We start from the raw sequence: 26300 nt of genomic DNA, 5'->3' as shown, positions 1-26300 counted from the left end.
TCGATATGACTTATTGCCTTGGTATTATTACCCGCTATGGAATGGTGATGGCTGCGGACTCCCGCACTAATGCAGGAGTCGATTATATCTCAACTTACCAAAAATTATTTGACTTTTCCTGTCCGGGAGAACGGGTAATCTTAGTCTGTACTTCAGGCAACCTATCCATGACTCAAGGGGTAATTAGTGGACTGAATAAAGATATTAAAGTCGCAGCCGATATGAATCTCCATACTCTTCCTTCCTTATACGAAGTTGCCCGCTATATTGGAGGGAAAATCCGTTCTATGGTTGAACTTGACCAAGCTTGGCTAAAAAAAGACGGCATTGATGCTAAATGCAGTCTACTTTTGGGAGGACAAATTAAAGGTCAAGAACCGGAATTGTTTATGATTTACAGCCAAGGTAACTGTATTCAAGCCACTTCAGAAACTCCTTTCCTGCAAATTGGAGAGGCTAAGTATGGCAAACCTATTTTAGATCGCGCTCTTAGTTTTGAAACTCCATTGGAAGGGGCAGCTAAATGTGCTCTGCTATCCATTGATTCTACGATGAAATCGAATATTTCTGTAGGGCCACCGATTAATTTGGTAATGTATGAAACCGATAGCTTAGTTGTTCGGAATCGGTTGTTATTGCGTCTGGGAGATCCTTATTTGGCGGAGATTCGCAAGATGTGGGAGGTTTCTCTAAGAGAAGCTTTTGACCGCATTCCTGATATCAACTGGCGGCACAATTTAGAGAAAGAGCCGTCGGAAGATATTATTATTGATTGATTTATAGCAGTTATAGAAGAAGGGGCTAGGGGAAGATGGGGGAGATGGGGAGAATTTTTCCCAATTACCAATTACCAATTACCAATTAGCCATTACCCCGTTTAGATATTACTTATATCAGGACAATAGTAGCTAGGAGCAAGGGTACTTATTAAATCCATATCCGCAAGAAACGCCTCTCTAACAGTGGGATTTTCCATCTTTTGAGCTTCGTTAATTGCATTCAACTTTCCTTCCGCTATGGAAATCCCAGCCCTTGCATCAGCACAAATCTTTTTGGCAATCGCAATCTTATTTGCAGGAGATGTCCCAATTCCTTGTAACAAATAATCCGTTGTTGCTGGAGAATATCGCTTTGCTAAACGCTTGTAATTTTCAATAAATTTCTCATCGTCACTTGTGATAGCGGCTTGACTCTCAGATTTACAAAAATCGTTTAAGTAAACAACTTCTCCAGCATTATTAACCATAAAGCACCCTTCATACTCCTGAGCATTAGTAGCATTGTGGCTGTAAGGCAGAAATTGAATCAAAATAATTCCTAAAGTACCAATCAAACGCAAGTAACTCAGCATAACACCATACTCTTCAATGAACTTTAGATCGCCAATCAAACTAGATATTAAGTCGATATATCATACCATAAATCAGGATAAAAATTATCTTTTCTTAGCTATATTAATAAAATTTAATGTCTTGTGAGAATTTTGTCAGATTAGATGTCACACCGCTGTGGTAAACTGTCACTCAAGCTCAAGTGTAAAGAGATTGTCCGACTCAAAACTATTTTCTCAACTACTGTAGATAGTGAGACAGCAGTGTAGAGTTTGAGGTTGCGCCACAACTTCAAACAATTTAAACTAACGCTAATTGGGGTGCGGTTGGCTCAGTCAGGAAGCCCTTTATCCCTTATTTGAGTTAGTTGCGCCCAACTTTTAATAACAAATAGTAAGGTAATGACAATGAAGCTAAAAAATACAGTGTGGCGATCGCTACTCGTACTCGAAGTGGCTTTACTCGCCATGCTAACTCCAGCAACGATCGGAGCATCAGACCATGACGATGGTGAAGTGGATACCAAAGGTCGCGCTGTAAATTTAACTGACCTGTATGTATTCCGGGAGCAAGACCAAAATTCTGGTGGAGCCGAAGGGGATTTAGTTTTTATTATGAATTCCAACCCTCGCTCTCTAGCCCGCTATCAATATTATTTTAGCCCGAATGCCCTTTACCAATTCCATGTCACCCAAGTGGGAGATGTGAATGCTACGCCGACAGGTCAAGGAGATGTCATCCTACGGTTTGCCTTTAGTCCGCCTAATGAAAGAGGCCTTCAAGCTGTGACAATTACGGCAGTTCGGAATGGCGCAACCACAACTGCTACGACAACAACTGGTGGCGGCCCAATCGTTACAACACCGCTGAATAATAACACGATCGCCAATACAGTCTCTTTGGGTGGTTCCAATCTTACCGTATTTGCTGGTTTGCGCGAAGACCCATTTTTCTTTGATGTCGAGCAATTTTTCCGAGTCCGTGCGGGAGTTTTGGGCAGCGGGCCCAGCGTAGGTTTTCGCCAAGCAGACCAAGCGATTGACTTTACCAAAGGTTACAACGTCAATGCGATCGCCGTGCGAGTTCCCAAAGCCTTCTTGCAGGGAGGAACCGCAGCAAATACCTTTGATGTTTGGACAACGATTTCAGTTAAAGATGCTGCTGGTAATTTTAAACAATTTGAGCGACTAGCGCGACCTGCGATCAACGAAGGTTTGATAGTCAGTCCAGCTTATCTGGAAGCCTTTAACAGCATTCCCCCCAGACTGGACTTAAGCGCTGCGGCGGCTCCCGTGCGTCAAGAAGCACTCGCCACTATTAAAGCAGTTGGTCGATTGGGCGGAGGAACAGTTGATGCTAATGCGATTGCTACAGCCTTTCTTCCCGACGTGATGCGGATTGACACGACCAAGCAGAGCGGCTACGCTAGCGCCACTAATGCTCAAGGGAGCCTAATTGGGGGTCGGAAACTCACAGATGATGTGATAGACATTACCCTTTCGGCTTTGGTAGGAGCTGCTGTGGGTGATAACATTTCCTATGAGGGAACGCCTGGAAACCCAGCTCAGGGACACAAGGCGTTAGAGTCTAACTTCCCTTACTTGGCTCAACCGAATTAGATAGGACTTACGCACGTTTTACGTAACGTCGCCATCCTGGCGGTATCTTTACCGCCCAGAGGCGGCGTTACAAACAATTATGCCTAAGTCCTCATATTTTCGATTTTGCAAAATTCCTTATTGACAATGAAAACAGACAAAAGGCAACAAATAAATGACATTTTATGGTTAGTGCTGTTAATTGGACTGCCTATTGTCACTATTGGGGCCACTAACTTGTCACCAAACCTGCGTTTTTGGAAAGGGAGCGTATCAGAACAAATCCCATCGGGACTTAACCCGGCTTATCACTACCACTTTCCACAAACTTTAAAGGGCGCTCTCAGTCCAAAACAGGCTTTACAGCAAGAGATTGCTTTTTATCAAAAAAAAATCGCCCTGGCTCCCCAAAGTAGCTTAGATAGAGCTTCGCTGGCACTGGCTTATTTAAAAATGGCTGGCGCTACAGGAACCGGAAGTTGGTATTTAATGGCGGAACAGGCGGCTGAGCGATCGCTAAGTGAGTTGCCATTTAACAATGATACTGCCGTCATCGTGCTAGCTCGCGTTGCCGAAGCTCGGCACGATTTTGTCACAGCGCTACAGCGAGCGCAGCAAGCTACCGGGGATGATGCGATCGCAATTAAAGTAACATCAAATTTAGCGCTCGGCAAAGTAGACGAGGCAAATAAAGCAGCCGAAGCTCTGGTTAACCGAATTCCCACTTTAGGCTCTTTAACTTTGCGGGCAATGGTACGCGAAGCTCAAGGAAGAGATGCAGAAGCTATCAAAGATTATCAGAAAGCTTTAGCCGCTGAGGAACCTGGAGAGGTTGGTAGTTCTGCCAAAACTCGCACTTATCTAGGCAGATTCTACGCTCGCCGGGGGCAGTTAGCTCAGGCAAAGGCTCTCTATGAGGAAGCTCTGCGGCTGGTACCCCGATATCCCTTAGCTTTGGTACATCTGGCTGAGCTGGAAACAAGGCAAAAGCAGTACCGGGCGGCGGAAGAGCGTTACAGTCAAGTTAGCGTTTATTCCCAGGGAGCAGCTACAGTTTTCGATCATATCGTCGATCGCGGTAGGGCTCGGCTGAGGAATTTACAAGGGGACGCTCAAGGGGCAAAGGAATGGTACGACAAAGCCGAAGCGCTGCTGCGTCAGGAAACTGCTGTGGAAAATGTTAATGGCGGTTTTGGGCATCGCCGGGAACTCGCCCGTCTGTTGCTGGAGAGAGGGCGCAAAGCAGATGTGGAGGAAGCTTTAGCTTTAATGCAGGAGGAAGTAAAGATTCGGCGCGATGCTCAAACTTTGGATACTTTGGCTTGGGCGCTATCTAATTCTGGCCGATGGCAAGAAGCTCGAAAAGTTATGGCTGAGGCACTGCGTTGGGGTGTTCGAGATGCGGCGATGTTTTACCGGGTAGGGGCGATCGAGAAGGCTTTAGGAAATCTTACCCAGTCGGAGGTTTATATTAGGAAAGCTACTAAAGTAGATTCTACCCTAGATGCAGTAACTGGGGAAGCATTGGGTTTGGATATGGAAATTTTCAACTGATAGAGCAACGGAATGTATATGAGGATACGGCAGTGCTATCAAGGAAGATTAGCCAGTTTTCAAGTTGGATTGCAGTACGTTCTGGAAGACAAAAATTCTCAAGGATAAGGTTACAAACTATTCTCAATATTCCTCGATCGCAAAGTCGTTTTGTTTATCACCTACTATTTTCGCTCTTGGGAACGCTATTCTTCTGGTTAGCTACGGCAACTCCTAGCTACTCTCACTGGGCTGATTTAGCTGTCGCTGAGATTCTTGTCAATCAGGGGTCAGCTCAAGTGACGCTGACTTTTCCGACTGGGTTAGTGGCTTTCGCGGATAATAATGGAGACGGTTCATTACTACCTGCGGAAGTCCGCACCCATGAAGCGCAACTTCAGAGTTTTTTGAGCGATCGCATCCGCATGACCAATGATATTGGCTTGAAGGGCAGCCTTGCTGTTAAACCCTTAGAATTGGCAGGCACACCATCAGGCCTGAATCTACAGCCTAGTACCCACAGCACTTTAGTTTTAGATTACACCTGGCCTAAGCCTGTGAGTGAATTGCGGATTAACTATAATCTGTTTTTGCCGGGAGTATCTACCGCCAGTTGTCAAGCTACGATTTTATACGCTGACCAAGTAACAAGTTTTGTTTTCACTCCTAAAAATAGGGAGTTCTCAGTTGGGGGAACTTTTCGGCTGTGGGGTTGGAGTTGGCTTTTGGCGATCGCAGGTTCTATTATCTGGGGAGCAATGCACGCTTTATCGCCAGGGCACGGAAAAACTATCGTTGGCGCTTATTTAGTAGGTTCCCGGGCCACTCCTCAACACGCTTTGTTATTGGCACTGACAACGACAATTACTCATACTTTGGGTGTGTTTGCTCTGGGTGCAGGGACTTTTTTTGCTTCTAAGTGGATTTCCCCAGAGGGGCTCTATCCCTGGCTGAGCCTAATATCAGGTTTACTGGTAGTGGCGATCGGTCTGAACTTGTCCAGTAACCGACTGCGGGAGATACTTCCTCAGAGGAAGCCAACGGTAGATTTATTAAGCCGAGGGACTTGGGAGAGAGAATATAGCACGGTGAGTGCGGGTCACTCTCACAGTCACGGACATCACCACTCCCACAGTCACGGACATCACCACCATCATCTACCACCGGGAGTTGACGGCCCTGTTACTTGGCAGAGCCTAGTTGCACTGGGCATTTCTGGGGGGTTGCTTCCCTGTCCGTCAGCCTTGGTGATGCTGTTGAGCGCTACGGCTGTGGGTCAGGCGGGCTTGGGACTGACGCTGGTATTGGCATTTAGTTTGGGACTCGCCGGAGTGCTAAGTGCGATCGGGTTAACACTCGTCTACGCACGGCGGATCTTTGAGAAAATGGACATTTTTAAGCAGAGCCAGGAAACAATGGGGATAGTTAGAGTCTTACCTGCTGTCAGTGCTTTGTGCGTGATGCTACTCGGTCTAGGCTTGACAGGGCAAGCACTTGTAACGATTTTAGATGTGAGATTTTGATATTTAATGCCATTGATCTTTTTAAATGTAGTACATGGGATTTTTCTGTTGGTAAGTATCCCGCTGTTGGCAAAGATCCTGAAGTGTATAACTCGCCAAAATTGACTCAGTTGATTTTTTCGCTCGCTGCCAAATTTCAACCACTACAGTTTTTTCTAGCGTCTGAGAGTCAGCGATGTCTCCCTCTTTGGCGCTATGGCCACCTTCTACAGAGGCGACAACCTCCAGCAAGGTGATTTGCCAAGGCTCTTTCGCTAGTAAATAACCTCCTTTAGCCCCCCTTTGGCTAATCAGTATACCGCTGCGCCGCAGGTGGGTCAAAATTTGGTCAAGGTAACGCTCTGGTATTGCTTGACACGCAGCTATCTCATTAACTGTCAAGGGCGATCCCTTCTGTTGGCGGCTTGCCAATTCTAAAAGCGCTAGCAGCGCGTACTCGATTCTAGAAGATAATTCCACAGCAGCATTTTTATCGAATATTAACGGTTTCAGCCATTATACTACGATTAGCCGATAGATTTATAGTGTTATTTTTAACAAAAAGGCAGAAAGCAGAAGGGATATGACTATGGAGAGCATTTCTCTCTCAGGACTTACGCAAAAGTATGTGTAACGCCAGTAAATTAAATTAAAAATTAAAAATTAAAAATTAAAAGTAAGTTATTCAGGACTTACGCACCCAGCCAAAGAAACCGGGTTTTTTTACGAAAATACTTCGTTGTTACCAACAGATGCTCTCAAAAACCCGGTTTCTAGAGCCATGAGCTTAAGTCTTATTATTTTTGTTTATCCATATAACAAAAAAAACTATTTGCTCTTATTAATGGGAACAAATAGGCTTTGTTTTATGGCTGCTGCTTCTGCCACCTGCCTCCTGCTATAAGAGTGTCAAGTTACTGCACGCTTTGCTGGATTCAAAAACAAATTCAACAGGTTAATAGCTACGATAATTAACATCTGCCTAGCAATCTGTGCAGCCAATACTAATCCAGTATCACCACCTAACTGCGTCACTGTTGCCATCATTGCTTCCATTCCTCCTGGCATAAAGCATAAAATTGCTGTCACTATATCGACATGAGTAATAATGTGAAACTCATATCCGATCGCAAGACAGCAGACCATCAGTACAATTACAAGCAAGATTTCCAGTAATACAGCTTTCCCAATCAGACGGACATTTTGCCAATTAAACTTCAAACCTATGGATAGTCCCACCAGCAAGAGTGCTCCAATAAATAGCGATCGCGGTATCTGAAATTCGTAAGGCAACCCCCAGAAGACGACGAGTCCAAGCAAGAAACTTCCTAAAAATCCAGATGTCGGTAGCTTCAGCCGATCGCCTGCGAAAATTCCCAAACTACAGCATCCCGCCAATACCAGTAAATTAACAAACATGGGTACTGGATGAGAGTTTGCTGCGACTGGCAACAATGTCAAAGTCTCGCTTCCTGCAATAACCGGAGAGAAAAAGTTCGCTACTGAGGGAACGAGTAAGACCACAAGTATCATGCGAATATACTGAAGGACAGCAACCGAAACACTATCGGCCCCTAGTTCTTCACTCAGCGCCACAACAGTAGAAGCAATACCGGGAATACAGCCTAAAAAACTTGTAGTGCGATCGATTCGAGTCCACCGCGACAACAGATAACCATTGACCATACTCAAACTAGCTGTAATTAGAATGCACCCCAACAGAGGCAAAGCGTAGATTTTTCCCAAGGCAACGGTTTCAGGAGAAAAGCGGGCCGCCGAAGAGATACCAATGATTGCCTTGCCAACAGTAATGAAAATAGAAGGAAAGGGTTTGGGGCCGTGTTGAGTAGAAGCATAGGCAATGCCAACTACCAGGGGGCCAAGCAACCAGGCGACAGGGACATCGAACCAGTCAAACAGAAAGCCCATGACTACTGCCAGACATAACTGTTCAATGATTTTCTGAATTTTGTGCCAGTTGAAGACCAGAGTCGCAGGCCAAGTAACTAAGATGTTGCGATCGCCCTCAGATTGGGATTGAGATTCCCCCAGAATGTCTGGCACTACGGAATCCCTGAATATTTTTAATAGCGTCACTAAAGTCAAGTTAAGAAATATTGCAGTAAATGTATTATAGCCTTTCAAATTTAAGTTTAGCTCTGTAATAAGATAGAAAAAATATAGTAGTTTCTGATTAGTTGAAGTATAACCTTGCCTTAAAATTAAAAATTAAAAGGTAAAAATTAAAAATTAAATCGAGCGTTTTTAATACTTCATTTTTAATTTTTAATGGCTACCAGGCAATTTAAGGTAGCCAAAAAGAAGTACTTAAAATCATATTAACGGCGGTGCAACTTAGTTGAGGGCTATCTTGCCACAGGACAATGACATAGTTTAGCCTGCCTGCGGCTCCGACTCGGCAGCACAAACGACAAAGGTTTCATTAGGTTTCAGCAGCACCAACTTGGCATCATACCCAATAGCAATGTCATCACGCGCCAATCAACTAAAATGTTGTCTTGGGTTTGGGTTCCAAAACAATAGCTTAGCCCTGCGATCGGGAAACATACCGTGCTTGCTGCCTTCACTAAACACACCAAACAGAAGATATTCTGTGCCGCCAAAGCCGGATTTTGGTCATTTGTTATTAGCAATTAGTTATTAGCAATTAGCAATTAGCCATCACCCACTAACCACTAACCACTAATGATTAACCATTAGCAACTTGAGATCTAGATTAACTTCCCGACGAATTGGGAGCCAGTATCTCTAGATTATCTAATCCCTTGAGCGGAAGTTCCTTTCTCTCCTTAGTAAAGCCTTCAGAGGCAAACTGGGGCAAAATTTCATTACTGAAAGCCTCTGCCGCTTTCGAGCGGTAGCGGTTGGGATTGTAAATCAAAGACAAAATTCGAGTGATTACAACTTGCTCGACTTGGCTTTTATGAAGTACCTTCATCTGCAACTCCTTTTCAATAGCTGAAACGGAAACAAAAGCAGCACCCAAACCTGACTGGACAGCATTTTTAATCGCTTCAATCGAATTGAGTTCCATTTCAATTTTTAAACGGCGAGTATCGATGCCACTACGAGTCAGCACTTGGTCAATAACTTTGCGAATTGTGGATTGAGAATCTAGGGAAATAAACTGCAATTTATAAAGGTCTTCTTTTGGTATCGCTTCAGTTTTCGCTAGAGGATGAGAGATGGGCAGAATCAGAGCTAGCTCATCTTCAGCGTAAGGAATGATTTGTAAAGAATCTTGGAGCTCAGAAGGAATTTCACCACCAACGATCGCGAGGTCAATTTGCCCATTAGCGACACTCCATGCAGTGCGGCGAGTGGAATGAACGATCAATTGCACCGCAACATTCGGATACTGTTCGCGAAACATCCCGATCATGTGGGGGAGGAGATAAGTCCCAGTAGTTTGAGATGCACCCACGATCAGAGTACCGCCTTGGAGATTTTGCAGATCCTCAATAGCTCGGCAAGTTTCCTGACAAAGCGATAAAACTTTCTCGCCATAACTGAGCAAGAGATGACCCGCTTCCGTAAGTTGGGCTCGTCGCCCACCTCTGTCAAATAGAGGGACATCTAATTGTCGCTCTAAGTTCTGCACCTGCAAACTGACTGCTGGCTGGGACACATAGAGACTGTCAGCGGCGCGCTTGAAGCTTCCTTCAGAGGCGATCGCTTTGAGAATTCGTAACTGATCTAAAGTGAAAGGAAGGTCAGACATATTGCTTAACCTGAAACGTGCGAGGATTTGGCAGGAGAAATGGGAAACTGTCGATGGGGAATTGAGCAGAACGTCTGTTGGGTCAGCCTACAGGTAGCGGATACCCGTACACTTGAAATTTCAGACAATTCTGACGATCCAACCCCCATACTGCATACCCCATTCCCCACAACCGCTCTTTTAGATACTTTCTGACACAACGAGAGCTAAGAATCAATAAGTTTCTTTAATAGTGACAACAATGACACACGACTGGCTAACTCCCAGCCATTTGATTATGCTGGGGCTGTTACTGGGTTTTGCGATCGCCCACAGTGGGTTAGCTGCTTTGCGCCCCAAAGGAGAAAAACTAATCGGTGCCAGACTCTACCGGGTTTTATTTGCCTTAGTTAGCATCCCTCTAGCAACAGTTTTGATTATTTACTTCTTCAACCATCGCTACGACGGTTTGCAACTCTGGCAGTTACAAGGTTTACCCGCAGTTAAACCTTTAGTTTGGACGCTTTCGGCGATTTCGTTCTTATTCCTTTACCCCGCTACTTTCAACCTACTAGAAATCGCCGCGATCCAAAAGCCCCAAGTTCACCTCTACGAAACCGGCATTATCCGGATTACCAGACATCCCCAAATGGTGGGTCAGGTGATTTGGTGTATCGCCCACACGCTCTGGATTGGTACTAGCTTCACCCTCCTTACCTCCATCGGCTTAGTGCTGCACCATCTGTTTGCAGTGTGGCATGGCGACAGGCGGATGCGAGCCCGTTACGGCGAATCTTTTGAAGCCTTAACATCTCGCACTTCAGTAATTCCGTTTTTGGCGATCCTTCAAAATCGCCAAACCCTTGACATTTGGGAGTTTTTGCGCCCTGCGTACTTGGGCGTAGCAATCTTTACCTTAATTTTGTGGAAAATTCATCCTTTATTAATTGGTGCGACAGGTAGCTTAGCCTGGTAGCATGATCCCAGAATATTAAAAGTTAATAAATTACGAGGGATCATGATTTTGTCGGTTAGCGAGCGGACATTTACACAAGAAGTTTTTGAATCCAACACTCCCGTGCTCGTCCATTTTTGGGCTCCCTGGTGTGGGGTTTGTCGCCTGATCGACCCGCTGCTGAAGCAATTTGAAGCTGACTGGGCTGGTCAGGTGAAGCTAGTCGGAATTAATGCTGACTCTAGTTTGAAATTGGCAAGCACTTATAAACTCAGCACTTTACCCACACTGATCCTATTTGACAGAGGTAAAGTGCTGTTTCGTTTTGAACAATTCCAAGGGCGAGAGGATTTGCGACGGACTCTCGATGCTTTCATGCAGAGTTATCAACCCAGCCCTCAAAGCCAAATCCTGCAACCACAGTCAGCCGTTCGCGGGGCATAAATTGGAGGCGATGTCTAAGGCAAGCTATGCCTATGGCAGGCTCGACCAACGCTAACGGGCTTTTTCTATATTTTTTGTAACTCCGCCCTTACCTGCGTTCTTTTTTATAGGACTTACGCTCATGGCTCCAGAAACCGGGTTTTTAGAGAATCTGTGGGTGCCAATGAAGTATTTTTGTCAAAAAACCCGGTTTCTTTGGTTGGTGCGTAAGTCCTCTTTTAGTAACTTCACGGCGCTTCGTTTCGCGATCGCAAGCCACCCCTGCGTAAGTCTTGTGAGTTGCATAGAATACAGTTTAAGGAAGTATTTATGCTCAGCTCTGGCTGTCGTGTGTCACAATTGTTTACAGTTACGGCAACCTCATTACAAAGTAGAAAGTAAGTATCAGTCATGGAACAGCTTTATCAGTATGCGTGGCTGATTCCAGTCCTGCCACTGGCAGGCGCAATGCTAGTCGGCTTAGGGCTGATTTCGTTTAATGGAGCCACCAATAAACTCCGGCAAGCTAATGCCGTGTTGATCGTCTCCCTGCTAGGGGTGGCGATGGTGCTCTCTTTTGCATTGCTTTGGAGTCAAATTAATGGTCATGCGCCCTATACCCGCGTCATTGAGTGGGCTGCGGCTGGTGACTTCAAACTGACTATGGGCTACACCATCGACCATTTGACGGCGGTGATGCTGGCGATCGTGACGACAGTTGCCTTGTTGGTGATGATCTACACCGACGGCTATATGGCTCACGATGACGGTTACGTGCGCTTTTACGCTTACCTGAGCATATTTAGCTCGTCGATGTTGGGTCTGGTAGTCAGCCCGAACATAGTTCAGATTTATATTTTTTGGGAACTGGTGGGTATGTGTTCGTACCTGCTGGTGGGTTTTTGGTACGATCGCAAAGCAGCGGCGGATGCTTGCCAAAAAGCTTTTGTGGTTAACCGCGTCGGTGACTTCGGTCTACTTTTGGGCATACTAGGACTTTACTGGGCAACTGGTAGTTTTGATTTTGAGGTAATGGGCGATCGCCTCCACAGTCTGATCGAATCCGGTACCTTGAGCGTTGCTCTCGCTACTATCTTCGGCATCCTCGTATTTTTAGGCCCCGCCGCAAAGTCAGCTCAATTCCCCCTGCACGTTTGGCTTCCAGATGCAATGGAAGGCCCAACGCCGATCTCTGCTCTGATCCACGCCGCAACGATGGTAGCAGCCGGCGTTTTCCTCATTGCTCGGATGTATCCAGTATTTGAAGCTGTACCCTCGGTGATGAATCTCATCGCCTACACGGGTTGCTTCACGGCGTTTCTGGGTGCGACGATCGCTATCACCCAAAACGACATCAAAAAAGGCTTGGCCTACTCTACCATTTCCCAATTAGGCTACATGGTGATGGCGATGGGCGTTGGCGCTTATAGCGCTGGCCTGTTCCACTTGATGACCCACGCTTATTTTAAGGCGATGCTGTTCCTGTGCTCTGGCTCAGTGATTCACGGCATGGAAGCAGTGGTCGGCCATAACCCCGTTCTCGCTCAAGATATGAGGATGATGGGTGGATTGCGGAAGTATATGCCAATTACGGCTGGATGCTTCTTCATTGGCAATTTAGCCATCTGTGGAATTCCGCCTTTTGCGGGTTTCTGGTCGAAGGATGAGATTCTCAGCAAGGCTTTTGAAGCTAATCCTGCTCTGTGGATTGTGGGTTGGATTACGGCAGGCATGACCGCTTTTTATATGTTTCGGATGTATTTCAGCACCTTTGAGGGCGAATTCCGAGGCAATAATCAGGCAATTAAGCAGCAACTTCTGCAACCAATGATGCCTGCTATGGCTTTCGGCCCCGGTGCCATGCACGTCAAGGAATTGGATCATACCAAGGACGAGCATTCTCACGACGAACACGGACACAGCCATTCCCCTCACGAGTCACCGCTAACTATGGCGGGGCCATTGATGGTATTGGCAATACCTTCAATGCTGATTGGTTTTGTGGGTACGCCGTTTGCCAATTACTTTGAGGAGTTTGTTCATACTCCCGGAGAAGTGCTGGAAACAGCCCATGAGTTCGATTTGACGGAATTCTTGATTATGGGGGGAAGTTCCGTTGGTATTGCTTTAATCGGCATTACTTTGGCTTCTCTGATGTATTTGAGCCGGAAGATCGATCCCAGTGCGATCGCCCAAAAAATCAAGCCACTTTACGAGTTCTCCCTCAATAAGTGGTACTTGGATGATATCAATGATGCCCTATTTGTTAAAGGCAGCCGCCGCTTAGCTCGGCAAGTCATGGAAGTCGATTTTAAAGTAGTCGATGGTCTAGTCAATTTGACTGGTTTAGTGACGCTAATTAGTGGCGAAGCTTTGAAGTATTTTGAGAACGGTCGCGCTCAATTTTATGCCCTGATTGTGTTTGTCGCAGTTTTGGGTTTTGTGGTTGTTTCTGGGATGAGTTGATATTAAGAAATGGGAAATGGGTAACTACCATTTCCCTTTAAGTAAAACAAAACAGCTAATAGTAGAATGTAGGTTGGGTGGCGCTTTGCTCACCCAACTCTACTCAATTAAAAACTTAAAAACTTAAACTTAAAAACTTAATTAAAAGTTTAAGATAAACTCAATGTAGGTTGGTGAACCCCGCCTTGTTATCCAACTATCTAAAGAATTAAAAATTCTCAAATTCTCTTAATAATTTTTCATTGGTGATGGCAATAGCGATAGGTTTCGGGCGCTCGCTCCACCGCTCGTAGAATTAATTATTACACAATCGTAGAGTGTTGATTATCAGTTTAATCTAAATAAAGTATAAAGTTTAGGCTATAATGCCCAAAAGCTGTCTCAAGCTGATAAGCAATAGTTAATTTCAGAACACAATGGATACAGCTAATTTTCCCTGGCTAACAACCGTAATCCTGTTTCCTATCTTCGCATCGCTGTTCATTCCTATCATTCCAGATAAGGACGGCAAGACTGTACGGTGGTATGCGCTGATTGTAGGACTGATTGATTTTGCTCTGATTGTCAGTGCTTTCTACACTGGGTATGACATTAATAACCCAGGACTGCAATTGGTGGAAAGTTACTCTTGGGTTCCGCAAATAGACTTAAGGTGGTCTGTGGGTGCTGATGGCTTGTCAATGCCGCTGATTTTGCTGACAGGTTTTATTACTACTTTAGCAATTTTAGCTGCTTGGCCGGTCACTTTTAAGCCGAAGCTTTTCTACTTCTTGATGTTGGCAATGTACGGCGGACAAATTGCAGTTTTTGCCGTGCAGGATATGCTGTTGTTTTTCTTAGTTTGGGAACTGGAATTAGTACCAGTTTACCTAATTTTATCAATTTGGGGCGGCAAGAAGCGGCTTTATGCTGCTACTAAGTTTATCCTCTACACGGCAGGTGGCTCCCTGTTTATTTTGCTTGCCGCATTGGCGATGGCCTTTTATGGCGATACCGTCACCTTTGATATGCGGGCAATTGCAAATAAAGATATCGGACTGACTTTGCAGTTATGGTTATACGGGGGTTTCCTCATAGCTTATGGCGTAAAGTTACCGATTTTCCCGCTCCATACTTGGCTCCCTGATGCTCACGGAGAAGCGACAGCACCAGCGCATATGTTGCTAGCAGGTATTCTGCTGAAAATGGGCGGCTATGCTTTGTTTCGGATGAATGCCGGAATGCTGCCAGATGCTCACGCTGTGTTTGCGCCAATGTTGGTAATTTTAGGTGTGGTGAATATCATTTATGCAGCGCTTACTTCCTTTGCTCAACGTAACTTAAAACGCAAAATTGCCTATTCTTCAATTTCCCACATGGGGTTTGTATTGATTGGTCTAGGTTCGTTTACAGAGTTGGGCATCAGTGGTGCGGTGCTGCAAATGGTTTCGCACGGTTTAATTGGGGCAAGTTTGTTCTTTTTAGTGGGTTGTACTTACGACCGCACTCACACGCTGATGCTCGATGAAATGGGCGGTGTGGGTAAGAAAATGAAGAAAGTTTTTGCGATGTGGACTGCTTGCTCGATGGCATCTTTAGCTTTGCCGGGAATGAGCGGTTTTGTAGCAGAATTAATGGTGTTTGTAGGCTTTGCCACGAGTGATGCTTACAATCCTACGTTTAAAGTGATTGTGGTATGTTTAGCGGCGGTTGGGGTAATTTTGACTCCGATTTATCTGCTATCTATGCTGCGCGAAATTTTGTATGGGCCTGAGAATAAGGAGTTGGTGGAACACGAAGCTCTAGTGGATGCGGAACCGCGAGAGGTGTTTATTATTGCCTGTCTGTTGGTTCCCATTATTGGGATTGGTTTGTATCCGAAGATTTTGACTCAGGTTTATGACGCAACTACTGTACAGTTGACAGCAAGGTTGCGAGATTCCGTGCCTTCTTTGGTGGCGAAAGCTAAGAGTGAGAAATTTGTTTCTTTGAGAGCTCCGGCGATTGAAAGTCACCAATAATCCCATCCTCTGGGTGTAATTGAAGCGCCAAAACCGGGGCTTGACGTTAAAAATCTGGCGATTAAAATCGCTACTAAATAAATAAAGTCCGCTTAAGCGGACTTTTTTATGCGTTCAATCAATCTAGGACTTACACAGGTCGTTTCAGAAACCGGGTTTTTGAGAGCATCTGTGAGTCCGGGCGAAGTATTTTAGTCAAAAAACCCGGTTTCTTTGGTTTTCTTTGGTTGGGTGCGTAAGTCCTGCAATTAATCAATCAATTTACCTGAATAGGTGCTGCATTCAAACTAGGATTATTAACTCTTTTAATCAGTTCTTGTCGGGCTTGTTCGGGAGTTAAACCTTTGGGAACTTGATACAATAATCTACAGGAACCATCTTGAGAATTAGCTGCACAAATAAGCGACTCTCCATTTTTAGATTTAGTGGTTGTAATAATATTATTCCAGTTTCCTTGCTGACGGTAAGTATTTAAAATTCCTGACACTCGCGTACATCTGGTGATAGCATCCTCTCCTGATTCCGAGAAATAGTTATCAGCTACCCACAAGATAACAGGAATATTCTTGCCTTCTTGGGTAGCAATTGTAGCTGGATTGCTACTGGAAGTACCGCAGAAAAATGTAGCGGTTTGGCCGATAGCGGGACTGCTTGCTAGAGCGGAACTTACGAAGACAATGGCTGAGGCCGTAAGAATTGATTTTAGGTATTGAATCATTTATAGTAACAAGCGCTGTCCGTTAAGATTACTACTACTTTAAAAAATTAAGCAAGATCGTTGTCGGGAAGATTAGGGAGTTAGTAAAATGGCTGAAAATTTATGGGGTAAAATCTTGTATACCTTGTCGGGAAAGGTATTGACGCACTAAGCAGTTGAGGTGTAATAATTAATTAACTCCCTTAAGTTCGCCCATCATATTTCCTGACCCTCAAGCTGGAAAAGTTTTGAGCAATCTTACATAATAAATGTGTAATGCCTGTTTAAATTAGAGCATTACAATTACCAATTAATAAAAAAATGGCTGGTTCGCGGCTTCGTTCCTCATTCCTATCTGTTTTAACTAAAATTAAACAGCATTGGAAATTCACCTTTTTAGTATTATTTCTTCTGGGCTTATGCTTGAGTTTAATTCTCGGCAGCTACATTTTACCACACTCACTTAACACCTCCCAACTCCAAAACTTCCACTCCCAAACAAAAATTATTCGCATCGGTCATCAACCTCACGGAACCCTACTCTATCTCAAAACTCAAGGTACTCTCGAAAAGCGCTTAGCACCAATGGGTTTTTCAGTAGAATGGACTGAATTTTCCGCAGGCAAACAGATCCTAGAAGCAATGGGAGAAGGAAAAATCGATCTGGGTTATGCTGGAGTTATCCCGCCCATATTTGCTCAAGCTAACGGGGTAGATTTTGTCTATATTGCTAATGATTCATCAACGCCTGAAAGTATGGGTATTTTAGTTCCTAAAGATTCGCCCATTCGCACGCTAGCGGATCTAAAAGGAAAGAAAATAACAGCAACAAAGGCATCCGCAGGTCAATATCTTTTAATTCAGGCCTTGAGTAAAGGTGGTTTGACACTAAAAGATATAGAATTTGTAGATTTACTACCGCCTCAAGGACAGGCAGCATTTAAGCAGGGAAAAGTCGATGTTTGGGCTGGCTGGAATCCATTTTTAGCTGAGTTGCAAGAAAATACGCCCGTTCGCCTCCTGACTAATACCGACGGGCTAATGAATGACAGAAATTTTTATGTCGCGACTCGTTCCTTCGGGAACGACCGTGCGGAGATTATCAAAATTGTAATAGAAGAAGCGCATAAGATCGGCATTTGGATAACTAATTACCCCGAACAAGCTGCTCAAATTTTAACTACTAGCATGAGGATGAAACCTGCCACAGCTTTAATAGTAACTAAAAGCCGCCGCTATGACGCAATACCCATTCAAGATCGAGCGATTGAAGAACAGCAGCGGATTGCTGAAACCTTTTTTCGTTTAGGGCTACTTAAAAAGCGAATTTGGGTAGAGGATGCTGTATGGAAGCAGGGATTTAGTCAATGGGGCCCCTTTCAATGAACGAAGCTAAAATAGTAAGTCACAAAAATAAAATGCTGTCAATCGCTAATCAACTCCGTTATGGTTTAGTTGCGATCGTTGTCTCCAGCGTACTAATAGCTGGAAGTGCATTAACCTATCTCAGTTTTCGCGAACAAGCAGAACAGACCAGGTTACTTCAGCAAGAGCGAGCGCAGGGAGCAGCTAACAAAATTAGCGGTTATTTGGACAACTTGCAACGCCAGCTCAACTATCTTTCTGAACTGCGCGGCTTAACAGATTTTAACTCGGAAACTCAGCGCCGGATTCTAGATGGATTGGCAAATAGCAATAGCGCCTATGAAATAGTTGGCATTCTCAACGAGCGCGGTCAAGTCGTGCAGGCAATGTCACCCTACGCACCTATATCTTTTTCCAGTTCACTTTTACTGCAAATATCTGGTAATTCACCAATGTTTTTAGAGATATTTAGAATGGGTCAAAATTATATCAGTCCAGTGGAAATGGACTCCGAAATAAATTTGCCTGTCGCTACTTTAGCTCTGCCCATTCGCAACAGTCAAAATAAAATTGCTGGCATCTTATTTGCCAAAATCAATCTCAATTTTTTGACTCAAATTGTGGATCGGACGCAAGTTGGAAAAACTGGCTATGCCTATATTTTAGACAACCGTTCAGTTTTAATCGCCAGAAAAGATAGCAACCCCAGTAGATTTAACCTGCAAAACCTCAAAGACCGTCCATTTGTGCGAGAATTATTCAAATTATCCTTATCTCCAGAGATACAGCCAGCTATTGTTTATCAAGGATTAAACGGCGAAGAAGTTGTCGGAACAGCTACCATAGTGCGACGGGTACAATGGATGGTTGCTGTAGAACTCCCCATATCGGAAGCCTATGCTCCCGTGCGCTCAATGGTGTTAGTAATGGGCGGCGCTACTCTAATATCTGCGCTGGCAGCAGTTGCTTTGGGAATCATTTTTTCTAGGTCAATTACTATTCCCTTAAAATACCTGGCTGCTGCTGCATCTAGAATTAGTGGAGGCGAGTTTGGCAGTCGAGTTAATATTGCTACTTCTAATGAATTTGGGGAGTTAGCTCAGTCTTTTAACCGGATGGCGGAGGAATTACAAAGGTATTTTAAGAAATTGCAAGACAGCGAACAACGGCTGGCTCAATTTCTGGAAGCGATGCCTGTAGGCGTGTTTATTGTCAACGATCAGGGTCAACCCTACTATGTGAATTCTCACGCTGAGCAGTTGCTAGCAAAAGGTTTAGTTGCTGATGCTACTGCCGACCAATTAAGAGAAATCTACCAAATGTATCTCGCGGACAGTAAAGAAATTTACCCCAAAGAATACGATCCTATTAGATGTGCGCTGCAAGGAAAAAGTGTCAACATTGACAATATGGAAATCCACCAACCTGACAAGATTATTCCCATAGAAGTTTGGGGAACTCCTATATATGACGAACAGGGAAATATTGCTTACGCGCTTGCAGCTTTTACAGATATTACCCAGCGCAAACAAGCAGAGAAATTATTAGCAGAATACAACCGCAATTTAGAAATCGAAGTGCAAGAACGCACTCAAGAACTCTCCCAAGCTATTGAACATCTCAAAGCCGCACAACAAGAATTAATTATATCAGAAAAAATGGCTGCACTAGGACAACTTATTGCCGGAGTTGCCCACGAAGTTAATACTCCCCTAGCAGCCATTCGCTCGTCCGTTGAAAATATTATCGATTTCTTCGCGAGTGACTTCTCGGAGTTACCCGAATTTTTTCAACAGCTATCACCAGAGCGCTACTTTGATTTCTTTACCTTGCTGGAAAATTCTACCCACCAACAAACGACCTTATCTAGTAAAGAAAAACGACAATTAAAAAAAGCTTTAATTCGGGAACTTGAAGCCCACGCCATTGAAAAAGCTGACACGATTGCTGACACGCTAATTGATATCGGAGTTTACGATAATGTAAAACCTTTTTTGCCATGTATACAAGACCAAAGCAACGCTAGGATTTTACAGCGAGCATATCAAATTTCGAGCATCCAAAAAAGTGCTGCTACTATTAAGACAGCCACAGACAGAGCAGCAAAAATAGTGTTTGCGTTGAAAAATTATGCTCGTTACGATCATTCTGGCAAAAAAGTAGTAGCTAATATCGCGGAGGGAATTGAAACTGTATTAACTCTTTATCATAACCAATTTAAACAGGGAGTCGAAGTAATCAGGAACTACGAACCCGAGTTACCGTCTGTTCTCTGCTATCCCGATGAACTCAATCAAGTTTGGACAAATCTTATTCACAATGCGCTGCAAGCAATGGACTACAAAGGAACCTTAACAATAGAAGTAAAACAACAGAACAGAACTATGTTAGTCAATATCATCGATAGCGGTAAAGGCATATCCTCTGAGATTATACCGAGAATATTCGAGCCATTTTTTACCACAAAACTACCTGGCGAAGGTAGCGGCTTGGGATTGGATATTGTCAGAAAAATTATTGAAAGGCATACTGGTAAAATAGAAGTTAACTCCATACCTGGTAAAACGATATTTACTGTGTCATTCCCGATCACCTTTTAGGGCTTTCCCATGTCACAAAATCTTTCTGATACCCAAAGCTTACTAGAGCAAGCAATCGATCGCAATCCATTGCTAATGGCTCCGGGGATTCCCGTTACAGAGGCGATCGCAGCCATGAGTTACTCTGGCGCTAGCTATACATTGATAGTAGAAAAAAAGAATTTACTGGGGATTTTTACAGAGCGAGATGTAGTCAAACTCACTGCTAGTAAAACTCCTTTAGAAGGAGTTGCTATCTCCCAAGTAATGACGCAAAATTTGATTACTATCACCGTTGTAGAAGCTGGCGATATCTACTCAGTATTAGCCCTGTTCCGTTCCTCCAAAATTCGCCACCTGCCCATCGTAGACGAGCAAGGATATCCGATTGGTGTTGTCACCCCCGATAGTTTGCGACAGGTTCTCAAACCGACCGACTTACTGCAAATGGGGCGCGTAGGAGAAATTATGACGACGGCGGTAATTACTGCTCCTGCAAATGCTTCAGTTTTTGAAGTCGCTCAGCAGATGGCAACCAACAGAAAAAGCTGCGTAGTTATTTGTCAATCTTGCGGTTATTCAGAAGCCATTGCTAATGGTAAACCTCTCAAACCTATTGGCATTATTACGGAAAAAGATCTAGTTAAATTTACAGCAACTGGACTTGATATTGCCCAAATTCCCGCCGAAAAATTGATGAGTTCTCCGTTGCTACCAGTACAACTCAATACTAATCTCTGGCACACACATGAGATGATGGAAAGGCACGAAATTAGGCGGTTAGTGGTAGTAGATACAGATGGATATTTAGTAGGAATCGTCACGCAATCTACCCTATTGTATGCCATAGATCCCATCGAAATGTATGCTACTGTCGAAATTTTGCAGCAAACTATCGCAGAAAAAACTCAAGAGTTGAGAACAGTTAATGATAAAATGCAACAGGAAGCAACGCAACGGCAACAGGCAGAAGAGAAGTTGCGGCAGTTAAATGAAAGTTTAGAAGAACAAATTAAACACCAAACCCTGGAACTGAGACAAGCTAACGCTCAACTCAAGCAGGAAATTTGCGATCGCGCCGAAGCCGAAGCCGAAGTGCGTCGCCTTAACGCTGAACTCGAACAACGAGTGCAAGAACGCACGGCACAACTGGCAGCAAGCAACCAAGAATTAGCGCTAGTCCTTACCAATTTGCAAGCAGCACAACAAGAGTTAATTCACTCAGAAAAAATGGCAGCTCTGGGACAACTAATTGCTGGAGTAGCTCATGAAATCAATACTCCTTTAGCCGCAATTCGCTCCTCTGTACAGAATATATTAGAGTTTTTCACAGAAAATTTAGAACGTTTACCAAGATTTTTTCAAGAACTATCCTTAGAACGCCAGCAGTATTTCTTTACCCTTCTGCAAAAGTCAACCCAGCAAGCAGATACCTTATCAAGTAAACAAAAACGCCAGCTCAGAAAAGCTTTGCAGCGTCAGCTAGAATCCCAAGAAATTGCAGAAGCAGACAGTCTTGCCTGTACCTTAGCAGATATCGGTGTCGGCGGTGAAATCGAACCTTTTTTACCTTTGTTAAAAGCGGCCGATAGTCAAACTATCTTACAAGCCGCCTATCAATTCGCTACAGTCCAGAAAAGTACCCGCACGATTGCCACTGCCACAGAACGCGCTGCTAAAATAGTATTTGCATTAAAGAGTTACGGTCGGTATGATAATTCTGGCGAAAAAGTATCTGCAAATATCGCTGAGGGAATAGAAACCGTATTAACTCTTTACCACTACCAAATCAAACAGGGTGTTGAAGTAGTTAGAAACTACGACCCTAATTTGCCATATATACTGTGCTATCCTGATGAACTGAATCAAGTTTGGACAAACTTGCTTTATAATGCTTTGCAAGCGATGAATTATCGAGGCACTTTACACATTGAAGTAAAGCAACAGGAGCCAAGCTTATTAGTGAGCATCATCGATACGGGGAAAGGTATCCCTCCAGAGATTATGCCCAGAATATTTGAACCATTCTTCACTACTAAAGCGCCGGGGGAAGGAAGCGGTTTAGGGTTAGATATTGTCAAGAAAATTATTGACAAACATCAGGGCGAAATTCAAGTAGAATCCTGGTCAGGAAAAACTAAATTCACTGTGGTTTTGCCCCTAAATTCCAACTAAAATCATTTCACTGGGAAATTAAAAGCAAGTAAAATAACCATAGATATAGACTTATTTTAGCCAAAACCCCCTCTAAATAAGCACCGAAACATAATTTGTTATCATTTAATTTTCTGGTAAATTGTTGCTGCTGACGGGAGAACAACGAGTTAAAAGCCTTACCTAGAGTCGCTCAATATATTTAATACTCTCTAGAACTATGGAGTGCAACCCAACTCCAAGATAGTAGGGAACTGCACAGAAACTATGGAGCAGAGTTGCCAGTTATGTTATGCTATCTTGAGGAACTCAATCGATTGTGAATACATCTGATTTATAATACTTGGCAAGTGATGGATAATAAGGGGGCTTTAAACACGATTGCAAGTTGGCAGGCGAATAATCTACTGGTAAACATTACTGGCGGTAAGGGCATTCCCCCAGAACTTCTACCGATAATTTTCGCTCAAATTCTTACCACAAAATCCCAGAATCTGACAGCCATTTTGGTTTAGATAGTACGAGAAAAATTATAGGATCGGCATCAAGGTAAAAGTTATGTTTATAGCCCAGTAGAACAAACTAGAGTTACTGTCTCTTTACCGCTCAATCAAAACTAGGAGGGAAATTCATGTCTAAGTCAGCAATTCTATGTGTGGATGATGAAATAGTGGTTTTAAATAGTTTAAAAATCCAACTAAAAAAAGAATTTGGGGATGATTATGCCTATGAAGGGGCAGAAAGTGCCGATGAAGCATTAGAAGTAATTGAAGAACTAAAAGATGAAGACACGGATATTTTAGTGATTGTTTCTGATTGGTTAATGCCCGGCATTAAGGGAGACGAATTTCTAATTAAAGTTCATGAAAAATATCCCAATATTGTTAAGGTGATGTTGACGGGTCAAGCTGATGAGTTAGCGATCGATCGTGCCAAAAAGAAGGCGGAACTACACGCTTGCTTGCACAAGCCTTGGGACAGTAAGGAATTGATTTCAATAATAAAATCTGGGTTGAAAAAATTATGAATAAACCTGTAATTATCTGTGTTGACGATGAGCCGACAATTTTAGAAAGTTTGAAAATTGAGCTAAAAAAAGCGCTGGGAGAAGAATATACAATTGAAACTGCGGAAGGAGGGGCAGATGCTTTAGAGTTAATAATTGAGCTGATTGAAGAAGAGAAATACGAAGTACCTTTAGTGATTTCGGATTACTTCATGCCCGATATAAAAGGGGATGAATTATTAAAGCAGATTCACAGTATTTCCCCGAAAACTATCAAAATTTTGCTCACAGGCCAAGCAGATTTACAAGCTGTTTCCAATGCTATTAAATATGCTCAGCTATATCGCTACATAGCTAAACCTTGGCACCAGTCAGACCTAATTTTGACCGTAAGAGAAGCAATTCGCAGTTATTCTCAGGATAAACAACTCGCCGATCAAAATGTTAAACTCCAGCAACTAAATGAGGAACTAGAAACACTGGTAGAGCAGCGGACAGCAGAACTGCGACTTTCCGAGGAAAAGTTTGCCAAGGCTTTTCGATCTTCTCCCAACCCCATTACTATTACGAGACTTAGCGACGGCCAACATATCGAAGTTAATGATGCTTTCTGCGCTATGGTTGGTTGCACCTGCGAAGAAATCATTGGTAAAACTGCCATTGAGCTAGGTCTTTGGGCAAATGAAGAAGACCGCGCTCGCCTTTTTCAAGGATTAGTAAAACAAGGTATAGTTAGGAACTATGAATTTCAATTTTGCCCGAAAACAGGCGAAGTCAGAACAGCACTCCTATCAGCAGAGATCATTGATATCCAAGGACAAACTTGCGTAATTTCTGTCAGCCAGGATATCAGCGATCGCAAACGGGCAGAAGAAAAACTTCGCGCTTCAGAAGCTTTTTTAGCAGCAGCTCAACGAATAGCCCATGTTGGTAGTTGCGAAGTCGATCTATTGAGTAATAATACTACTTGGTCAGAAGAACTCTTCCGAATTTTTGATCTTGACCCAAATCAACCTAAACCCACTTGTGAGGAATTTCGCCAGTACATTCATCCCGACGACAGAGAACTTTGGGAAAAAACTTTTAACAGCATTCTTGTTGAAGGTAAAACCCATAAAATAGAATATCGTATTGTACGCTCTAACGGTTCTATTCGCCATATAGAAGCAAGAGGAGAACCAGTTTTTAGTCAGCAGGGACAGATAGAGAAACTATTGATAATCATGATGGATATTAGCGATCGAAAACAGGCAGAAATAGCGCTACAAAAGGCAAAAGAAGCCGCTGACAAAGCTAACCGTGCTAAAAGCGAATTCCTCTCAAATATGAGCCACGAACTGCGTACTCCTCTGAATGCTATTCTCGGTTTTACCCAATTGCTAGCCCGTGATTCGTCCCTCAAATCCGAGCAAAAAGAACACTTAGGAATTATTAGCCGTAGTGGAGAACATTTACTTAACCTGATCAACAATATTCTGCAAATGTCCAAAATAGAAGTAGGTCAGGTGACAGTCAACAAAAACAATTTTGACCTCTACCACCTGCTGGAAAGTATAGAGAAAATGTTTCAGTTACAAGCAGAAAAAAAGAATTTGCAGCTAATTATTGATATTGCCCCCGATCTTCCCCAATACGTGCAAACAGATGAAAGTAAATTACGCCAAACCTTGATTAATATTTTAGGAAATGCAATCAAATTTACGCAAGAAGGGGGAGTGACATTGCGTGTTAGAATGAAAGAAGAAGCAATAAAAAATAAAGAAGATGAAAGAATAAGCGAAAAAGAGATTTTCCCAGTAAAACACTTAAAAACCCTAGATTTAGAGTCAATAGAGATCGCCGAAAATCAGGAAAAGATTCCCAATTTGGAGTCAACAGAGTCAAATAAAAATACAAAAAATTCGATCGGCTTTTCTGATGATTCTTCCTTCTTCCTTCAGTTTGAGATCGAAGATACTGGTTTGGGAATTGCACCCGAAGAAATAGACAACTTATTTAAGCCTTTCGTACAAACAGAATCAGGTATGAAAGCTCAAGAAGGAACTGGTTTAGGTTTACCAATTAGCAGACAATTTGTGCAATTAATGGGAGGGGATATTACAGTCAATAGCAATATAAATAAGGGAAGTATTTTTAAATTCAACATCGAAATTAGTCTTCCTGATCTAGTTGAAATTCAAGGGTCAGAAACAACTAGGCGTGTCATTGGACTAGAAGCGGGACAACCAGAATACCGGATCTTAGCCGTTGACGATCGTCTTGAAAGCCGCCTTCTGCTAGTAAGATTGCTGACATCACTAGGCTTTTCTGTTCGCGCCGCCGAAAATGGAGCCGTTGCTGTTGATTTGTGGTCGAGTTGGGAACCCCACCTCATCTTGATGGATATGAGGATGCCCGTGATGGACGGGTATGAAGCCACAAAACAAATCAAAGCCCATTTAAAAGGTCAGGCAACAGTAATTATTGCCCTGACAGCAAGTGCTTTTGATGAAGAGCGATCTATTATTTTGTCAACAGGTTGTGATGACTTTGTAGCCAAGCCGTTTCGAGAACAGGTAATCTTAGAAAAGATGGCTAAATATTTAGGAGTACGTTATCTTTATGAAGAACAAGTTTTATCTTCCTCCCCAAGGGGAAGGCGATCCCCATCTTTAACAAATCAGGTATCAGAAAGCGGACAATCAGATTCGTCCTTTATTTTAGAGCCTTCATCTTTCCAAGGGATGCCTCTTGAGTGGATCGATAAATTGTATGATGCGGCTGACTCTGTTGATAACGACAACATTTTTCAGTTGCTTTCCGAAATACCTAGCGATCGCGCTAATTTGAGTAAAGCATTAGCACAGCTAGTTAATAACTTCCGGTGTGATAAAATTCTTGATTTAATTGAGGAACTTAGAAATTTGTAGGTAAGTATTTTTTTTAATATTGTCTAATAGCTAATCGGAGGAAAGCAATTAGCGATTAGCG

Annotated in this window: 19 protein-coding genes; 14 read left to right on the top strand and 5 right to left on the bottom strand. The window is 43.3% G+C overall.

Annotation, left to right across the window (positions count from 1 at the left end):
• Positions 1-5: 5 nt before the first annotated feature.
• A complete protein-coding gene (locus PN499_RS14765) occupies positions 6-776 on the top strand; it encodes a proteasome-type protease (RefSeq protein WP_007356454.1) in 771 nt (256 codons plus the stop codon).
• Positions 777-877: 101 nt separating this feature from the next.
• On the opposite strand, the gene PN499_RS14760 is transcribed toward PN499_RS14765, so the two are convergent.
• On the bottom strand, positions 878-1351 hold the full coding sequence (locus PN499_RS14760) for a DUF732 domain-containing protein (RefSeq protein WP_272032745.1): 474 nt from the start codon (positions 1349-1351) through the stop codon (positions 878-880).
• A gap of 387 nt (positions 1352-1738) precedes the next feature.
• Between PN499_RS14760 and PN499_RS14755 the strand changes: the two genes are divergently transcribed.
• From PN499_RS14755 to PN499_RS14745, 3 genes are all read left to right on the top strand, one after another.
• On the top strand, positions 1739-2950 hold the full coding sequence (locus PN499_RS14755) for a DUF4331 domain-containing protein (RefSeq protein ID WP_272032744.1): 1212 nt from the start codon (positions 1739-1741) through the stop codon (positions 2948-2950).
• A 126-nt stretch (positions 2951-3076) separates the two neighbouring features.
• Positions 3077-4483 carry a tetratricopeptide repeat protein gene (locus PN499_RS14750; protein WP_272032743.1) on the top strand — a complete coding sequence of 469 codons (1407 nt, stop codon included), beginning with the start codon at positions 3077-3079 and terminating at the stop codon, positions 4481-4483.
• A gap of 32 nt (positions 4484-4515) precedes the next feature.
• On the top strand, positions 4516-5985 hold the full coding sequence (locus tag PN499_RS14745; protein WP_272032742.1) for a nickel/cobalt transporter: 1470 nt from the start codon (positions 4516-4518) through the stop codon (positions 5983-5985).
• A 21-nt stretch (positions 5986-6006) separates the two neighbouring features.
• On the opposite strand, the gene PN499_RS14740 is transcribed toward PN499_RS14745, so the two are convergent.
• The 3 genes from PN499_RS14740 to PN499_RS14730 all read right to left on the bottom strand — a co-directional run bounded on the left by PN499_RS14740 (position 6007) and on the right by PN499_RS14730 (position 9706).
• Entirely contained in the window at positions 6007-6444 is a 438-nt protein-coding gene (locus tag PN499_RS14740) for an RrF2 family transcriptional regulator (protein ID WP_272032741.1), read from the bottom strand.
• A 429-nt stretch (positions 6445-6873) separates the two neighbouring features.
• Positions 6874-8028, bottom strand: a complete 1155-nt coding sequence (locus PN499_RS14735; protein ID WP_272032740.1) for an AbrB family transcriptional regulator — start codon at positions 8026-8028, stop codon at positions 6874-6876.
• Between the two features lie 673 nt (positions 8029-8701).
• Positions 8702-9706 (bottom strand): LysR family transcriptional regulator, encoded by a 1005-nt coding sequence (locus PN499_RS14730; RefSeq protein ID WP_272032739.1) that lies wholly within the window; start codon positions 9704-9706, stop codon positions 8702-8704.
• 241 nt (positions 9707-9947) lie between these two features.
• Between PN499_RS14730 and PN499_RS14725 the strand changes: the two genes are divergently transcribed.
• The 4 genes from PN499_RS14725 to ndhD1 all read left to right on the top strand — a co-directional run bounded on the left by PN499_RS14725 (position 9948) and on the right by ndhD1 (position 15529).
• Positions 9948-10661 carry an NnrU family protein gene (locus PN499_RS14725; protein ID WP_272032738.1) on the top strand — a complete coding sequence of 238 codons (714 nt, stop codon included), beginning with the start codon at positions 9948-9950 and terminating at the stop codon, positions 10659-10661.
• A gap of 42 nt (positions 10662-10703) precedes the next feature.
• The gene (locus tag PN499_RS14720; RefSeq protein WP_272032737.1) at positions 10704-11084 is read left to right on the top strand and encodes a thioredoxin family protein; all 381 of its coding nucleotides are present in this window, start codon (positions 10704-10706) and stop codon (positions 11082-11084) included.
• 390 nt (positions 11085-11474) lie between these two features.
• Positions 11475-13529, top strand: a complete 2055-nt coding sequence (locus PN499_RS14715; RefSeq protein WP_272032736.1) for an NAD(P)H-quinone oxidoreductase subunit 5 — start codon at positions 11475-11477, stop codon at positions 13527-13529.
• Between the two features lie 416 nt (positions 13530-13945).
• Positions 13946-15529 (top strand): photosynthetic/respiratory NAD(P)H-quinone oxidoreductase subunit D1, encoded by a 1584-nt coding sequence (ndhD1, locus tag PN499_RS14710; RefSeq protein ID WP_272032735.1) that lies wholly within the window; start codon positions 13946-13948, stop codon positions 15527-15529.
• 256 nt (positions 15530-15785) lie between these two features.
• Here ndhD1 and PN499_RS14705 read toward each other — a convergent pair whose 3' ends face one another.
• On the bottom strand, positions 15786-16247 hold the full coding sequence (locus PN499_RS14705; RefSeq protein ID WP_272032734.1) for a COP23 domain-containing protein: 462 nt from the start codon (positions 16245-16247) through the stop codon (positions 15786-15788).
• A gap of 300 nt (positions 16248-16547) precedes the next feature.
• Here PN499_RS14705 and PN499_RS14700 point away from each other — a divergent pair, with 300 nt between their 5' ends.
• From PN499_RS14700 to PN499_RS14675, 6 genes are all read left to right on the top strand, one after another.
• Positions 16548-17612 (top strand): sulfonate ABC transporter substrate-binding protein, encoded by a 1065-nt coding sequence (locus tag PN499_RS14700; RefSeq protein ID WP_272032733.1) that lies wholly within the window; start codon positions 16548-16550, stop codon positions 17610-17612.
• Entirely contained in the window at positions 17609-20191 is a 2583-nt protein-coding gene (locus PN499_RS14695) for a cache domain-containing protein (protein ID WP_272032732.1), read from the top strand. The genes PN499_RS14700 and PN499_RS14695 overlap by 4 nt, the downstream gene beginning before the upstream one ends.
• A gap of 9 nt (positions 20192-20200) precedes the next feature.
• Complete coding sequence (locus tag PN499_RS14690) at positions 20201-22345, top strand: CBS domain-containing protein (RefSeq protein WP_272032730.1); 2145 nt, start codon at positions 20201-20203, stop codon at positions 22343-22345.
• A 332-nt stretch (positions 22346-22677) separates the two neighbouring features.
• Positions 22678-22839 carry a hypothetical protein gene (locus tag PN499_RS14685; RefSeq protein WP_272032729.1) on the top strand — a complete coding sequence of 54 codons (162 nt, stop codon included), beginning with the start codon at positions 22678-22680 and terminating at the stop codon, positions 22837-22839.
• Between the two features lie 116 nt (positions 22840-22955).
• Entirely contained in the window at positions 22956-23351 is a 396-nt protein-coding gene (locus PN499_RS14680) for a response regulator (RefSeq protein ID WP_272032728.1), read from the top strand.
• Positions 23348-26239, top strand: coding sequence for a response regulator (locus tag PN499_RS14675; RefSeq protein ID WP_272032727.1), 2892 nt, complete (start codon positions 23348-23350; stop codon positions 26237-26239). The genes PN499_RS14680 and PN499_RS14675 overlap by 4 nt, the downstream gene beginning before the upstream one ends.
• Positions 26240-26300: the final 61 nt, after the last annotated feature.

It is taken from the genome of Kamptonema animale CS-326, from assembly GCF_028330895.1.
In the GTDB taxonomy this organism is placed as follows: domain Bacteria; phylum Cyanobacteriota; class Cyanobacteriia; order Cyanobacteriales; family Microcoleaceae; genus Kamptonema; species Kamptonema formosum.
Note: the sequence above shows the minus strand (reverse complement) of the source record. Positions and strands in the feature narration are given on the sequence as shown.